General features: G+C 71.7%; 11 protein-coding genes. 8 read left to right on the top strand and 3 right to left on the bottom strand.

Annotation, left to right across the window (positions count from 1 at the left end):
* The 8 genes from ACFVGY_RS16160 to ACFVGY_RS16195 form a co-directional block, all read left to right on the top strand.
* A partial coding sequence (locus ACFVGY_RS16160) for a HAMP domain-containing protein (protein WP_385677010.1) occupies positions 1-3,758 on the top strand: 3,758 nt, incomplete at its 5' end.
* 274 nt (positions 3,759-4,032) lie between these two features.
* The gene (locus tag ACFVGY_RS16165) at positions 4,033-4,713 is read left to right on the top strand and encodes a two-component system response regulator (RefSeq protein ID WP_385677013.1); all 681 of its coding nucleotides are present in this window, start codon (positions 4,033-4,035) and stop codon (positions 4,711-4,713) included.
* 165 nt (positions 4,714-4,878) lie between these two features.
* Positions 4,879-7,728, top strand: a complete 2,850-nt coding sequence (locus tag ACFVGY_RS16170; RefSeq protein ID WP_385677016.1) for a DNA translocase FtsK — start codon at positions 4,879-4,881, stop codon at positions 7,726-7,728.
* 222 nt (positions 7,729-7,950) lie between these two features.
* Positions 7,951-8,853, top strand: coding sequence for a RodZ domain-containing protein (locus tag ACFVGY_RS16175; protein WP_385677019.1), 903 nt, complete (start codon positions 7,951-7,953; stop codon positions 8,851-8,853).
* Between the two features lie 114 nt (positions 8,854-8,967).
* Positions 8,968-10,467 (top strand): 30S ribosomal protein S12 methylthiotransferase RimO, encoded by a 1,500-nt coding sequence (gene rimO / locus ACFVGY_RS16180; protein ID WP_385677022.1) that lies wholly within the window; start codon positions 8,968-8,970, stop codon positions 10,465-10,467.
* A complete protein-coding gene (pgsA, locus tag ACFVGY_RS16185; RefSeq protein ID WP_385677025.1) occupies positions 10,464-11,120 on the top strand; it encodes a CDP-diacylglycerol--glycerol-3-phosphate 3-phosphatidyltransferase in 657 nt (218 codons plus the stop codon). Before rimO ends, pgsA begins: the two co-directional genes overlap by 4 nt.
* Positions 11,121-11,158: 38 nt before the next feature.
* Complete coding sequence (locus ACFVGY_RS16190) at positions 11,159-11,707, top strand: CinA family protein (RefSeq protein ID WP_385677027.1); 549 nt, start codon at positions 11,159-11,161, stop codon at positions 11,705-11,707.
* Positions 11,708-11,816: 109 nt separating this feature from the next.
* Complete coding sequence (locus tag ACFVGY_RS16195) at positions 11,817-12,197, top strand: helix-turn-helix transcriptional regulator (protein ID WP_361101144.1); 381 nt, start codon at positions 11,817-11,819, stop codon at positions 12,195-12,197.
* A gap of 362 nt (positions 12,198-12,559) precedes the next feature.
* Here the strand turns inward: ACFVGY_RS16195 and ACFVGY_RS16200 are convergent, their stop codons facing one another.
* The 3 genes from ACFVGY_RS16200 to ACFVGY_RS16210 form a co-directional block, all read right to left on the bottom strand.
* Positions 12,560-13,342, bottom strand: coding sequence for an SDR family NAD(P)-dependent oxidoreductase (locus tag ACFVGY_RS16200; protein ID WP_385677030.1), 783 nt, complete (start codon positions 13,340-13,342; stop codon positions 12,560-12,562).
* A gap of 50 nt (positions 13,343-13,392) precedes the next feature.
* On the bottom strand, positions 13,393-14,190 hold the full coding sequence (locus ACFVGY_RS16205; RefSeq protein ID WP_385677033.1) for a DNA-formamidopyrimidine glycosylase family protein: 798 nt from the start codon (positions 14,188-14,190) through the stop codon (positions 13,393-13,395).
* 175 nt (positions 14,191-14,365) lie between these two features.
* Complete coding sequence (locus ACFVGY_RS16210; protein WP_385677036.1) at positions 14,366-15,049, bottom strand: hypothetical protein; 684 nt, start codon at positions 15,047-15,049, stop codon at positions 14,366-14,368.
* Between the last annotated feature and the right edge of the window lie 345 nt (positions 15,050-15,394).

Below are 15,394 nucleotides of genomic sequence, written 5' to 3' on the forward strand. Positions count from 1 at the left end.
CGCGCGGTGACCTGTCGCAGAAGATCGACGTGGATGCGCGCGGCGAGATCCTGGAGCTGAAGAACACCATCAACACGATGGTGGACCAGCTGTCGGCCTTCGCGGAGCAGGTGACCCGGGTGGCCCGGGACGTGGGCACGGAGGGCCGGCTCGGCGGCCAGGCGCAGGTGCCCGGGGTGGCCGGCGTGTGGCGGGACCTCACGGACTCGGTGAACGGCATGGCCGGGAACCTGACCTCGCAGGTCCGCAACATCGCGCAGGTCGCGACGGCGGTGGCGCGCGGTGACCTGTCGCAGAAGATCGACGTGGATGCGCGCGGCGAGATCCTGGAGCTGAAGAACACCATCAACACGATGGTGGACCAGCTGTCGAACTTCGCGGAGCAGGTGACGCGGGTGGCCCGCGAGGTGGGCACCGAGGGGATCCTGGGCGGGCAGGCGGAGGTGAAGGGCGTCTCCGGCACCTGGAAGGACCTCACGCAGTCCGTCAACTTCATGGCGAACAACCTCACCTCGCAGGTGCGTAACATCGCCGAGGTGACCACTGCGGTCGCGACGGGCGACCTCTCCAAGAAGATCACCGTGGACGCCAAGGGCGAGATCCTGGAGCTGGTCACGACCGTCAACACGATGGTGGACCAGCTGTCCTCGTTCGCGGAGCAGGTGACGCGGGTGGCCCGCGAGGTGGGGTCCGAGGGCATCCTGGGCGGTCAGGCCCGGGTGCGCGGCGTGACGGGCATCTGGAAGGACCTCACCGACAACGTCAACCTGATGGCGAACAACCTGACGTCGCAGGTGCGCAACATCTCCCAGGTCTCGGCGGCGGTCGCCAACGGCGACCTGACCAAGAAGGTGACGGTGGAGGCGCGCGGCGAGGTCGCGCAGCTCGCCGACACGGTCAACACGATGGTGAAGACGCTGTCCTCGTTCGCGGACGAGGTGACCCGGGTGGCCCGCGAGGTGGGCACGGAGGGCCGGCTGGGCGGCCAGGCCCATGTGCCGGGGGTGTCCGGGACGTGGAAGGACCTCACCGACTCGGTGAACTTCATGGCGTCCAACCTGACCGGCCAGGTGCGGCAGATCGCCATGGTGACGACGGCCATCGCCAAGGGCGACATGACCAAGAAGATCGACATCGATGCGCGCGGCGAGATCCTGGAGCTGAAGACCACGATCAACACGATGGTGGACCAGCTGTCGTCGTTCGCCGACCAGGTCACGCGGGTGGCCCGCGAGGTGGGGACCGAGGGCATCCTGGGCGGTCAGGCCCGGGTGCGGGACGTCGACGGCACCTGGCGCGACCTCACCGAGTCGGTGAACGAGATGGCCGGGAACCTGACCCGGCAGGTGCGTGCGATCGCCGCGGTGGCCACGGCGGTGACCCGTGGCGATCTCAACCTGAAGATCGACGTGGACGCGGCGGGCGAGATCCAGGTCCTCCAGGACAACATCAACACGATGATCGCGAACCTGCGCGACACCACCTTGGCCAACGAGGAGCAGGACTGGCTCAAGAGCAACCTCGCCCGGATCTCGGCGCTGATGCAGGGCCGCCGGGACCTGGACGACGTGGCCTCGCTGATCATGAGTGAGCTCACCCCGGTGGTCTCGGCGCAGCACGGGGCGTTCTTCCTCGCGGTGCCGTCCGGCGGAATCACCGAGATCGGGACCGACGGGGGCCCCGACGGCTCGTACGAGCTGCGGATGCGCGGGAGCTACGGGTACGCGGGCGGCCAGATGCCGACCATGTTCCGGCCGGGGGAGGGGCTGATCGGGACCGTCGCCGAGGAGAAGCGGACGATCCTGGTCGAGAACACCCCGCCCGGCTACCTGAAGATCTCCTCGGGGCTCGGCGAGGCGCCGCCGGCGCAGGTGATCGTGTTGCCGGTGCTGTTCGAGGGGAAGGTGCTCGGAGTCATCGAGCTGGCGTCCTTCCAGCCGTTCGCGCAGATCCAGAAGGACTTCCTCAGCCAGATCGCCGAGATGATCGGTACGAGCGTCAACACGATCAGCGTCAACTCCAAGACGGAGATGCTGCTCAAGCAGTCGCAGGAGATGACCGAGCAGCTGCGCGAGCGCTCCGACGAGCTGGAGAACCGGCAAAAGGCGCTCCAGGCGGCCAACGCGGAGCTGGAGGAGAAGGCGGAGCTGCTGGCCCAGCAGAACCGGGACATCGAGGTGAAGAACACCGAGATCGAGGAGGCCCGGCAGGTCCTGGAGGAGCGGGCCGAGCAGCTGGCGGTCTCGATGCGCTACAAGAGCGAGTTCCTGGCGAACATGTCGCACGAGTTGCGCACCCCGCTGAACTCGCTGCTGATCCTGGCCAAGCTGCTCGCCGACAACGCGGACGAGAACCTGTCGCCGAAGCAGGTGGAGTTCGCCGAGACCATCCACGGGGCCGGCTCGGACCTCCTCCAGCTGATCAACGACATCCTGGACCTGTCGAAGGTCGAGGCGGGGAAGATGGACGTGTCCCCGACCCGGATCGCGCTGGTGCAGCTGGTCGACTACGTGGAGGCCACGTTCCGGCCGCTGACCGCGGAGAAGGGCCTGGACTTCTCGGTACGGGTGTCCCCGGAGCTGCCGGCCACCCTGCACACCGACGAGCAGCGGCTGTTGCAGGTGCTGCGCAACCTGCTGTCGAACGCGGTGAAGTTCACCGACACGGGGGCGGTGGAGCTGGTGATCCGCCCGGCCGGGTCCGACGTGCCGGCGGCGATCCGGGAGCAGCTGCTGGAGGCGGGTTCGCTGCGGGACGCGGACGCGGACCTGATCGCGTTCTCGGTGACGGACACCGGCATCGGGATCGCGGCCAGCAAGATGCTGGTGATCTTCGAGGCGTTCAAGCAGGCGGACGGGACCACGAGCCGGAAGTACGGCGGCACGGGGCTCGGGCTGTCCATCAGCCGGGAGATCGCCCGGCTGCTGGGCGGGGAGATCCACGCGGCCAGTGAGCCGGGCCGCGGGTCGACCTTCACCCTGTACCTGCCGCTGCACCCGAGCGAGCTGCCGCCGCAGGGCTACGCGTCGCCGCAGCCGGGCGGGGGCCGCGCAGACGGCTACCACCGGCAGGTCGACGGGATGGTTCCGGTGCTGCCGATGACGCCGGCGCCGGTGGCCGTGGCGCCGGCCGGGGCGCACGCGCCGCTGGTGCAGGGCCAGGTGCAGCGGCCGCAGCCGCATGCGGTGCGGGCGGGGCAGCTGGGCAGTGGGCCGGCCGGTCAGGCGCAGGGCGGCGCCGCGCTGTTCCGGCGGCGCCGCAAGGCGCCGATCGACGCGGAGCCGCGTACGTCGGTGCCGGGGCAGCCGTACGCGGTGGGCCCGGAGGACGGCTGGGTCAGCCCGGAGGAGGAGCTTGCGGCGGTGCCGCGCACGTACGACTTCCACGGCGAGCGGGTGCTCATCGTGGACGACGACGTGCGCAACGTCTTCGCGCTGACCAGCGTGCTGGAGCAGCACGGGCTGGCGGTGCTGTACGCGGAGAACGGCCGGGAGGGCATCGAGGTGCTGGAGCAGCACGACGACGTGGCGGTCGTGCTGATGGACATCATGATGCCGGAGATGGACGGGTACGCGACGACCGCGGCGATCCGGCGGATGCCGCAGTTCGCGGGGCTGCCGATCATCGCGTTGACGGCGAAGGCGATGAAGGGGGACCGCGAGAAGGCGATCGACTCCGGTGCGTCCGATTACGTCACCAAGCCGGTCGACCCGGACTACCTGCTTTCGGTGATGGAGCAGTGGATGCGCGGCGAGTGACCGGCAGCCGATCGGTCCGGTACCAATTGCTGACTGACTGTGGCGAAGCGGGTGTGGGAGGGAGCGGAACGGGGAACCTTCAGCTCCCCCACACCGTTTCCGCTTCGTGCACAGTGACATCTTGGTGACAGGGTGTGGCGATCTCGGGACTGGGGCTACGATGACCGGCACAAGGACGGGCGGCGCAAGGATGCCGTCCTCTGGGGCGGGGCCCGGCGTACACGCCGGTGCCAGGAGCCGGGGAGGCCCCATGCCGGGGCGAGGAGGACAGGGCATGGTGCAGAAGGCCAAGATCCTCCTGGTCGATGACCGGCCGGAGAATCTGCTGGCGTTGGAGGCCATCCTCTCCGCGCTCGATCAGACACTGGTCCGGGCGTCGTCGGGGGAGGAAGCGCTCAAGGCGCTGCTGACGGACGATTTCGCGGTCATCCTGCTGGATGTGCAGATGCCCGGGATGGACGGGTTCGAGACGGCCGCGCACATCAAGCGGCGGGAGCGGACCCGGGACATCCCGATCATCTTCCTCACCGCGATCAACCACGGTCCGCACCACACGTTCCGGGGCTATGCGGCGGGCGCGGTGGACTACATCTCCAAGCCCTTCGACCCGTGGGTGCTGCGGGCCAAGGTCTCGGTGTTCGTGGAGCTGTACACCAAGAACTGCAAGCTGCGGGAGCAGGCCGCGCTGCTGCGCCTCCAGCTGGAGGGCGGCGGCGCGGGCGGCGACACCACCAAGGAGACGGCCGGGCTGCTGGCCGAGCTCTCCGCGCGGCTGGCGGCGGTCGAGGAGCAGGCCGAGGCGCTGTCGAAGCAGCTCGGCGAGGAGGCTGCCGATCCGGCGGTCGTGGCGACCGCGGCCCATCTGGAGCGCAAACTCACCGGGCTGCGGCGGGCGCTGGACGCGCTGGAGCCCGGGGCCGGCGGGGCGGCGCCGGTGCTGCCCGCGCAGAACTGAGCGGACCGGTCGGACCGTCTGCGGCCCCGCCCGGGTTCGCCCGGGCCCGCCTGGCGGTGTGTCAGGTCTGGCGGTGCGTCAAGCAGCCGATGATGCGGCCGACACGAAAGGGTGAAGGGGTGGGCACGCGTGTCCACCGGCGCGCGCACCGGTAACCTCGGCCCCATGGCCTCACGTACGTCCGGCAAGGGTTCCCAGAGCAGCGCGGGCACCGCGAAGGGCCGTACCGGCCGTACGGCGGCGCCGGCGAAGAAGGCGGCTCCCGCACGGGGGCCCGCCGCCAAGAAGACGGCGGCGAAGCGGCCTCCCGCCCGGAAGGCGCCGGCCAAGCCCGCGCCCTCCCCGACCGGAGGCGTGGTGCGGCTCGTGCGCGCCCTCTGGCTGGGCTGCGCCCACGCGGTCGGCGCGGTGTTCCGCGGGATCGGCCAGGGGGCCAGGAACCTCGACCCCGCGCACCGCAAGGACGGCGTCGCGCTGCTGCTGCTCGCCCTCGCGCTGATCGTGGCCGCCGGCACCTGGTCCAATCTGAGCGGTCCCGTCGGGGAACTGGTCACCATGCTGGTCACCGGGGCCGTCGGCCGTCTCGACCTGCTCGTGCCGATCATCCTCGGCATCATGGCGGTACGTTTCATCCGCCACCCCGACCAGCCCGATGCCAACGGCCGCATCGGCATCGGCCTGTCCGCGCTCGCCGTCGGGGTGCTCGGCCTCGTGCACATCGCCTGCGGGGCGCCCGGCCGGGACGAGGGCACCACCGCCATGCAGAACGCGGGCGGGCTCGTCGGCTGGGCCGCGTCCAAGCCGCTGATCTTCACCATGGGCGCGCCGCTGGCCGTGCCGATGCTGGTGCTGCTCACCGTCTTCGGGCTGCTCGTGGTGACGGCGACGCCGGTCAACGCGATCCCGCGGCGGCTGCGGCGGCTCGGCATCCGGCTCGGGATCATCGAGCCGAACGCGTACGACGAGGACGGCGAGCACGCCGGGGACGTGGAGTACGGGCGGGAGGCCGCTGCCGGCCGCGGGGGCAGGCACGACCCCGAGCGGTGGCGGGCCCGCGGCGGACGGGCCGCCGACCCCGCGGACACCGCCGAGGAGGAGGCGCTCGTCCGCCGGCGCCGGCCGCGCAGGACCCCGGTCCGGCCCGCCGAGGAGCGGGAGATGGACGCCGTGGACGTGGCCGCGGCCGCCGCCGCCTCGTTCGAGGGCGTCGTGCTGGGCGGGATGCCGCCCTCCCCGCTGGTCGCCGACCTCACCCGGGGCATCTCCGGCGCGCACGAGGGCACGGAGACCACCACCCCGGTGCCGCCGGCCCGCTCCGGACGGTCCGCGGACACCGGCCGGGACGCCGCCCGGCCCGCCGGCAGCCTGACCCCCGCGGCGGCGGCCGCGGCCTCCACCGGGGACGCCGCCGGGTCCGCCGGGGCCCCGCACGACACCACCGCCGCGGCCTCGGGGACCCTGTCGGTGCCGGACCTGACCAAGGCGCCGCCGGAGTCCTCGCCGCTGCCGCCGCGCGCGGAGCAGCTCCAGCTGCGCGGGGACATCACGTACGCCCTGCCCTCGCTGGACCTGCTGGAGCGTGGCGGACCGGGCAAGACGCGCAGCGCCGCCAACGACGCCGTCGTCGACTCGCTGCGCAACGTCTTCAGCGAGTTCAAGGTCGATGCGGACGTCACCGGCTTCACCCGCGGCCCGACGGTCACCCGGTACGAGGTCACCCTCGGCGCGGCCGTCAAGGTCGAGCGGATCACCGCGCTGACCAAGAACATCGCGTACGCCGTGGCCAGCCCGGACGTCCGGATCATCAGCCCGATCCCGGGCAAGTCCGCGGTCGGCATCGAGATCCCGAACACCGACCGCGAGATGGTGAACCTGGGCGACGTCCTGCGGCTGGCGGACTCCGCCGAGGACGACCACCCGATGCTGGTGGCCCTCGGCAAGGACGTCGAGGGCGGCTACGTCATGGCCAACCTCGCGAAGATGCCGCACGTACTGGTCGCCGGCGCCACCGGTTCCGGCAAGTCCTCCTGCATCAACTGCCTGATCACCTCGATCATGGTCCGGGCCACCCCGGAGGACGTCCGGATGGTGCTCGTGGACCCCAAGCGGGTGGAGCTGACGGCGTACGAGGGCATCCCGCACCTGATCACCCCGATCATCACCAACCCCAAGCGGGCCGCCGAGGCCCTGCAATGGGTCGTCCGCGAGATGGACCTGCGCTACGACGACCTGGCGGCCTTCGGATACCGGCACATCGACGACTTCAACCGGGCCATCCGGGACGGCAAGATCAAACTGCCGCCGGGGAGCGAGCGGGAGCTCAGCCCGTACCCGTACCTGCTGGTGATCGTCGACGAGCTGGCCGACCTGATGATGGTCGCCCCGCGCGACGTGGAGGACTCCATCGTCCGGATCACGCAGCTGGCCCGTGCGGCCGGCATCCACCTGGTGCTCGCCACGCAGCGGCCCTCGGTGGACGTGGTCACCGGGCTGATCAAGGCGAACGTGCCCTCGCGGCTCGCGTTCGCCACGTCCTCGCTCGCCGACAGCCGGGTCATCCTCGACCAGCCGGGCGCGGAGAAGCTCATCGGCAAGGGCGACGGCCTGTTCCTGCCGATGGGCGCCAACAAGCCCGTCCGCCTCCAGGGCGCCTTCGTCACCGAGGAGGAGGTCGCCAAGGTCGTCCAGCACTGCAAGGACCAGATGGCGCCCGTCTTCCGGGACGACGTCACCGTCGGGCAGGCGCAGAAGAAGGAGATCGACGAGGAGATCGGCGACGACCTGGACCTGCTGTGCCAGGCGGCGGAGCTGGTGGTCTCCACCCAGTTCGGGTCGACCTCGATGCTCCAGCGCAAGCTGCGGGTGGGCTTCGCCAAGGCCGGCCGGCTCATGGACCTCATGGAGTCGCGGGGAATCGTCGGCCCGAGCGAGGGTTCGAAGGCGCGGGACGTGCTGGTGAAGGCCGATGAGCTGGACGGAGTCCTCGCCGTCATCCGCGGGGAGGCCCAACCGTAATCATTCGGCGGGCAACCGTTTCCCTTGGGCCCACGTCTAGTTGAGGGAGGTGGCGGAACCGCACCCGAAGCCGCGTCACGGGGGCCAGCCCGCCGCTGCACCGCCGGCCTCCGAAGACCATTCGGATGGCGTATGGACTCCACCCCTCCGGTTGCTCCTCCTTTTCGTCACACCCCTAGACTGGACGTCCAGCAGGTGGCTACACGCTCGAAAGGCGCCCTCGTGTCCATCGGCAACTCCAACTCCCCAGAAGATGAGCGGGCTTCGACCGGCGACGGGTCCGAGGACCGCATCATTGACCGTACTTCCGAGGAGCCGTCCATCGGGACGGTGCTGAAGAAGGCCCGGATCGCCGCCGGGCTCACCGTCGACGAGGTCAGTTCCACCACCCGCGTGCGCATCCCGATCGTGCACGCGATCGAAGCTGACGATTTCACGCGCTGCGGCGGCGACGTCTACGCCCGCGGCCACATCCGCACGCTCGCGCGCGCCGTCCGCCTCGACCCGGCACCTCTGGTCGAGGCGTACGACGCGGCCCACGGCGGCCGCCCGGCCCCCACGCCGGCCGCGCCGATGTTCGAGGCCGAGCGCATCCGTCCCGAGCGGCAGCGGCCCAACTGGACCGCGGCCATGGTCGCCGCCATCGTCGCCGTGATCGGCTTCGTCGGGTTCACCGCCTTCGGCGGCGACGGCAAGGAACCGCGCCCGCTGGCGGAGGGCTCCGCCGCCACGAAGGCGGCGCCCAAGCAGTCCGCCGGCAAGCCGGCCGCGCAGCCCCAGCAGACGCCGGCCAGCCCGGCCGCGCCGAAGCCGGAGCCCTCGGACAGCGCCATCGCGGCCGCGCCCAAGGACCTCGTCACGGTGGCGATCACGGCCAACGACGGCGAGAGCTGGATCTCGGCCAAGGACCACAGCGGCCGGCTGCTCTTCGACGGGACGCTGGCCCCGGGCGAGTCCAAGACCTTCACCGACAAGGAATCCATCGATCTCGTCCTCGGCGACGCCGGGGTCGTGACGCTGTTCGTGAACGGCAAGGAGATCAAGGAAGAATTCCGGTCAGGTCAGGTGGAACGTCTCACATACACCAAGGACGACCCCCGTACGGGGGCGGCCCAGGCGGGCTGAGCAGCGCAGAATGCAAAATTCCGGATCCCCGGGGTGCCGTATCGCACCCCGGGGATCTTGGTTTACCGGGACTTGGGGCGGGGGTCGGCGTTTGGACAAAGTAGTCTTGAGTCCATGCCCGAACGCCGTACCGTCGCCCTTGTCACTCTTGGCTGCGCCCGTAACGAGGTGGACTCGGAGGAGCTCGCAGGCCGCTTGGCGGCGGATGGCTGGGAGCTCGTCGAGGACGCCGCCGACGCGGACGTCGCCGTCGTCAACACCTGTGGCTTCGTCGAAGCCGCGAAGAAGGACTCCGTAGACGCCCTGCTGGAGGCCAACGATCTGAAGGCCGCAGCGAAGGAGGGGGGCGGCCGCACCCAGGCCGTCGTCGCCGTCGGCTGCATGGCCGAGCGCTACGGCAAGGAGCTCGCCGAGGCGCTCCCCGAGGCCGACGGCGTGCTCGGCTTCGACGACTACGCCGACATCTCCGACCGCCTCCAGACCATCCTCAGCGGAGGCATCCACGCCTCCCACACCCCGCGCGACCGCCGCAAGCTGCTCCCGATCAGCCCGGCCGACCGCCAGCAGGCCGACGTGGCGCTGCCCGGCCACGCCCAGGCGCCGGCCGTCGAGGCCCCCGCCGACCTGCCCGACGGCGTGGCCCCCGCCTCCGGGCCGCGCGCGCCGCTGCGCCGCCGCCTGGACAAGAGCCCGGTCGCCTCGGTCAAGCTGGCCTCCGGCTGCGACCGCCGCTGCTCCTTCTGCGCCATCCCGTCGTTCCGCGGCTCCTTCATCTCCCGCCGCCCCTCCGACGTGCTGGGCGAGACGCGCTGGCTCGCGGAGCAGGGCGTCAAGGAGGTCATGCTGGTCTCCGAGAACAACACCTCGTACGGCAAGGACCTCGGCGACATCCGCCTGCTGGAGACGCTGCTGCCCGAGCTGGCGGACGTGGACGGCATCGAGCGCATCCGCGTCAGCTACCTCCAGCCCGCCGAGATGCGGCCCGGCCTGATCGACGTACTGACCTCGACCCCCAAGGTCGCGCCGTACTTCGACCTGTCCTTCCAGCACTCCGCCCCCGACGTGCTGCGCGCCATGCGCCGCTTCGGCGACACCGACCGCTTCCTGGAGCTGCTGGACACCATCCGCTCCAAGGCCCCGCAGGCCGGCGTCCGGTCCAACTTCATCGTCGGCTTCCCCGGCGAGACCGAGGCCGACTTCGCCGAGCTGGAGCGCTTCCTGAACCACGCGCGGCTCGACGCCATCGGCGTCTTCGGCTACTCCGACGAGGAGGGCACCGAGGCCCTCACGTACGACCACAAGCTCGACGAGGACACCATCGCCGAGCGGCTCGCCCACATGCAGATGCTCGCCGAGGAACTCACCTCGCAGCGCGCCGAGGAGCGCCTCGGCGAGACCCTCGAGGTGCTCGTCGAGTCCGTCGAGGAGGTCGACGAGGACGGCGACGGCGCCTACGGCCGCGCCGCGCACCAGGCCCCCGAGACCGACGGCCAGGTCGTCTTCACGGACAGCACGGGCCTGGTGCCCGGTCGCATGGTGACGGCGAAGGTGGTCGGCACGCTGGGCGTGGACCTGGTGGCCGAGCCCCTGGGCCTTGAGGAGGCGGCGGGATGACAGGAGTCCCGGCATCTGCGGCGGGCGGGACCGGCCGCCGGCCCGTTCCCGGCACGAAGCTGGGCGCTGCGGCGGTCAATCAGGCCAGCCTGTGGAACATCGCCAACATCCTGACGATGATCCGGCTCGTCCTGGTGCCGGGATTCGTTCTCCTGCTCCTCGCCGACGGCGGGTACGACCCGGTGTGGCGCGCGCTGGCCTGGGCCGCGTTCGCCGTCGCCATGATCACGGACATCTTCGACGGGCACCTGGCCCGTACGTACAACCTGGTCACGGACTTCGGGAAGATCGCCGACCCCATCGCCGACAAGGCGATCATGGGGTCGGCGCTGGTCTGTCTCTCCTGGCTGGGGGACCTGCCCTGGCTGGTGACCGGGGTGATCCTCGGGCGCGAGCTCGGGATCACGCTGATGCGGTTCTGGGTGATCCGCTACGGGGTGATCCCGGCCAGCCGGGGCGGGAAGCTGAAGACCCTGTTCCAGGGCACGGCGGTCGGCATGTATGTGCTGGCGCTGACCGGACCGCTGGCGTCCCTGCGGTTCTGGGTGATGGCGGCCGCCGTCCTGCTGACCGTGGTCACCGGTTTGGACTACGTACGCCAGGCCGTGGTGCTACGGCGCAGGGGTCTGGCCGCGGAGCGGGCCGCGAGGTGACAGAAGCGGTGGGGGGATCCGCAGGGGACCGGGGCGCCGTGCGCGCCGGGGCGGAGGCCGTCGCCGGTGGTGGCGGGGCAGGGGCGGTCGCGGCGGAGGCACTGCGACTGCTTGCGGAGAGTGACCAGACGGTTGCGGTCGCGGAGTCGCTGACCGGGGGGATGGTGGCCGCGGAGCTGACGGCCGTACCCGGTGCATCCCGGTCGTTCCGCGGATCGGTCACGGCGTACGCCACCGAGCTGAAGCACCGGGTACTGGGAGTGGACGCCGGGCTACTGGCGGCCGAGGGTGCGGTGAACGCGCAGGTCGCGGCCCAGATGGCGGCGGGGGTGCGGCGCGTGCTCGGGGCTTCGTGGGGGATCGCGACCACCGGGGTGGCCGGTCCCGACCCGCAGGACGGGCAGCCGGTGGGCACGGTTTTCGTCGCCGTGGCCGGGCCGGCGGACGAGAAAACCGTGGCACTGAGGTTGAACGGCTCCCGTGGGGAAATCCGTAGGGAGAGTGCACGGACAGTGCTCGAACTTCTCGTGAGCGAACTCCGCGAGAATGTGCGGGGGCAGGATACGGAACAGAACGGGGGGATTTGATGTTTGCAGCCCTGAGTGAACACGACATCGCTCCCCGCACGGCCGCGGCGCGAGGCGGTACGGTGGGGCGTGAAGGATGCGGCTACACGGTCAGAGGAGGGAGCCACCGATGATTCTGCTCCGTCGCCTGCTGGGTGACGTGCTGCGTCGGCAGCGCCAGCGCCAGGGCCGTACTCTGCGCGAAGTCTCCTCGTCCGCCCGAGTTTCTCTCGGCTATCTTTCCGAGGTGGAGCGGGGGCAGAAGGAGGCGTCCTCCGAGCTGCTCTCCGCGATCTGCGACGCGTTGGACGTACGGATGTCCGAGCTGATGCGCGAGGTCAGCGACGAACTGTCGCTGGCGGAGCTGGCGCAGTCGGCCGCGGCGAGCGAACCGGTGACGGTGCCGGTCCGCCCGATGCTCGGTTCGGTTTCCGTGACCTCGGTCGCGGGCGGTCCGGAGCGGGTGACCATCAAGGCACCTGCGGAAGCGGTGAACGTCGTAGCCGCCTGAGCGCGAGTGCGCGAGCCGTGAAGGCATGAGCGTGGCCGGGGCCCCGGTCGGTGCATGGAGCACCGGCCGGGGCTCCGGGCCGTTCCGGGTGCGGGGGCGGCGGGCTTGCGGGAGGATGGTGCGAGTCCGTATCGCGGCCACATCCCGGGAGTCAGCCGTGCGGCGATTACTCGTGCCCCTCGCCCTGGCGGCGGGTGTGCTCTGGTGCTGGGCGCTGCTGCGGCTGGCACTGGCGCCGGAGGAGTCCGGCCCGCTGGAGGGGGCGGCGGCCGTGGGCGGCTGGGGGCTGGGCCTGCTGCCGGTGCACTGCACGCCGGAACCCTCCCGGGCGGCTACCAGAACGGCGGCTACCAGAACGGCGGCTACCAGGGCATCGACACCCCGCCGTTCGGACGCAGGATCTGGCCCGTCATGAACGAGGATGCGTCCGAGGCGAGGTAGAGCACGGCCCGGGCGATGTCCTCGGGTTCGCCGACCCGGCCGAGCGGGGACATGCGGATCATCGCCGCCTCGGTGCGTTCCTGGACCTCGGGGCCGTGGCGGGCGGTCATGGGGGTGCGGACCCAGCCGGGGGCGACGGCGTTGACGCGGATGCCGTGCGGGCCGACCTCGGTGGCGAGGGTCCTGGTGAGCTGGACGACCGCGGCCTTGGCGGCGCTGTAGCAGAGCAGGCCGGGCTGGGCGGCGTCGACGGCGCCGGAGGCCATGGTGACGATGGAGCCGGGACGGCCGGCGGCGATCATGGCGCGGGCGGCCTCCTGGCAGGTGCGCCAGACCCCCTTGAAGTTGATGTCCCAGACGCGGTCGAGGTCCTCGTCGGCCGTGTCCAACACGCTGCTGGTGTGCATGATCCCGGCGATCGCGGCGGCGATGTCGAGCGGGCCGGCGGCGGCCACGGCCGCCGTGAGCGCGCCGCGGTCGGTGACGTCGAGGGTGTGGGCCACGGCCCGTCCGCCGGCCTTCGCAATCAACTCGGCGGTCTGGGCCAGGCCCTCGGGATCGCGGTCGGCGCAGTGCACGGCCGCGCCCGCGGCGGCCAGGAACAGGGCGGTGGCCCGGCCGATGCCGCCCGCGGCCCCGGTGACGAGGGCGGTGCGTCCGGTGAGGTCGTACGCGGCCAGGGGCGCTTCGGTGGGTGAGGGCATGCCGGGACCGTACGACCGTATCTGACGATGCGTCAACTGTGGGGTGATGATTACGGGGTGGGGCCGGATTGGCAGCGGGGGCACCAGTAGGCCGGGCGCCCGTCCTGCGGTGCCTCGCGGACGGTGGCGCCGCAGCGCAGGCACGGGCGGTGGGCGCGGCCGTAGACGAACAGCTCCTGGCCGGGGCGGCGGCTTCCGGTGGTGTTGCGGCCCCCGTGCTCGCCGGTGTTGGCGGCGAGCAGCCGCCGCGCGGCCTCGGCGATGCGGACGGCGGTGGTTGCGGGGTCGGGGAGGTCCCCGACCGGGGTCCACGGGGTGACCTGGGCCAGGAAGCAGAGCTCGGCCTTGTACACGTTGCCGATGCCGGCCAGGTTGCGCTGGTCGAGCAGGGCCTCGCCGAGGGGGCGCTCGGGGGCGGCGAGCAGGTTGGCGGCGGCGCGGGCCGGGTCCCAGTCGGGGCCGAGGAGGTCGGGGCCCAGGTGGCCCACGACCCGGTCCTCGTCGGAGGTGCGGAGCAGTTCGACGACCGGGAGGCGGTAGCCGACGGCGGTGTGGTCGGCGGTGCCGAGCACGGCGCGGATCTCGTGGGCGGGGCCGCCGTGCCAGGGCCGGCCGGCGGCGAAGACGTGCCAGGCGCCGTCCATGCGCAGGTGGGTGTGGAGGGTGAGGCCGCCCTCGAACCGGGCCAGGAGGTGCTTGCCGCGCGGCACGACCTCCAGGGTGGTGCGCCCGGTGAGGTCGGTGGTCGCCAGACGGGGGACGCGCAGGTCCCAGCGGGTGAGCTCGCGACCGGCCAGGGCGGTGTGCAGCCGGGCGGCCGCCCGCCAGACGCTGTCTCCTTCGGGCATGGCCCCATTGTGGCCCCGCCGGGGCGGGCGGGCCGGGGAACGGGGCGGGCGGGGGAGCGGGGCGGGCGGGCCGGGGAACGGGAACGGGGTGAGCCCCTGCGACGGGGGCCGTCGCAGGGGCTCGGGTGTGGCTGCCGCCGGGGGCCGGTGGGCCGCCCCGACGCCTCGTGGCCGCCTACTTCCAGACGAGGCCCTTGCCCTTGCTCAGGGAGTTGTACGGGTTGCCCCAGTACTCGGCCGCGGAGACCTTGGTCTCGGCCGACGGGGCCAGCGCGACCGCACAACCGGTCTGGGTCTGGCCGTTGGTGAAGCCCTTCGGCAGGGACTCGACCGGGCACTTGTCGAACTTGCCGAAGACGGACAGCTTGCCGGCCTCGGAGCCGTCGCCGAGCAGGCCCTTCATGTGGCCGACGGAGGCGAAGGACAGGTCGGTGGTGCCGACGTTCTTCACCGTGTAACGGATGTAGTAGGGAACCTTGCCCTTGACCTGGTCGCCGAGCTTGAAGACGTCCAGATCGGCCGGGTTGCCCTGCTCGATCGCGGTGACGGTGAGGGCGATCGTGCCGCCCTTGGTGCTGCCGGAGTCGAACGGGACCGTCGCCGTCTCGCCGATCTTGAACTGCTGGCCGGACTTGGCGTGGCCGGCCGCGCCGGCGGCGGGCGCGTCGGTGCCGGAGCCGGACGGCGAGCTCGGGGCCGCGCTGCTGGGCTGCTCCGCCGGGGCGGCGGGCGCGGACGAGGCCGGAGCGGACGGAGCGGCGGGGATCTCCTCGTTGCCGTTCTTGCAGCCGGTCAGGGTCAGGGTGCCCGCGACCGCCAGACCGATGACGCCCGTGGTGGTCCGTCGCATGGTGCTCATTCTTCTGCTCCCCCATGTAGGTGCTCTTTTGACGCGGCATCGTCACGAGCGATGCCTGCGTGGATCTTGATAGTGCAGAAACGATCAGCCGTGCCAGCGGGAACGGGCTCCGTGACAGGCTCCATACATAAGTGCGACGTAAGTGACATGGTCGATACAGCTCCGCAGCCTTACGCCCGGCTCACTCCGTGCGCGGTGGGTGCGCTCGCGGTGCGCTCGCCGTGCGCTCGCGGTGCGCTCGCCGTGCGCTTCCGCGCGGCCCGGTGGGCGGGGGGGTCACCCCCCGCGCCCGGCGGTGGGCGGCCCCCCCCCCCCCCGCGGGGGGCGTGTGTCGCCGCGCCGCCC

This window comes from Streptomyces sp. NPDC127106 (genome assembly GCF_042677605.1).
Taxonomy (GTDB): Bacteria; Actinomycetota; Actinomycetes; order Streptomycetales; family Streptomycetaceae; genus Streptomyces.

Coding starts and splice junctions, on each gene's coding strand:
- ACFVGY_RS16165 (WP_385677013.1), top strand. CDS start 4,033: ATGGTGCAGAAGGCCAAGATCCTCCTGGTCGATGACCGGCCGGAGAAT.
- ACFVGY_RS16170 (WP_385677016.1), top strand. CDS start 4,879: ATGGCCTCACGTACGTCCGGCAAGGGTTCCCAGAGCAGCGCGGGCACC.
- rimO (WP_385677022.1), top strand. CDS start 8,968: ATGCCCGAACGCCGTACCGTCGCCCTTGTCACTCTTGGCTGCGCCCGT.
- pgsA (WP_385677025.1), top strand. CDS start 10,464: ATGACAGGAGTCCCGGCATCTGCGGCGGGCGGGACCGGCCGCCGGCCC.
- ACFVGY_RS16195 (WP_361101144.1), top strand. CDS start 11,817: ATGATTCTGCTCCGTCGCCTGCTGGGTGACGTGCTGCGTCGGCAGCGC.
- ACFVGY_RS16200 (WP_385677030.1), bottom strand. CDS start 13,342: ATGCCCTCACCCACCGAAGCGCCCCTGGCCGCGTACGACCTCACCGGA.
- ACFVGY_RS16205 (WP_385677033.1), bottom strand. CDS start 14,190: ATGCCCGAAGGAGACAGCGTCTGGCGGGCGGCCGCCCGGCTGCACACC.
- ACFVGY_RS16210 (WP_385677036.1), bottom strand. CDS start 15,049: ATGAGCACCATGCGACGGACCACCACGGGCGTCATCGGTCTGGCGGTC.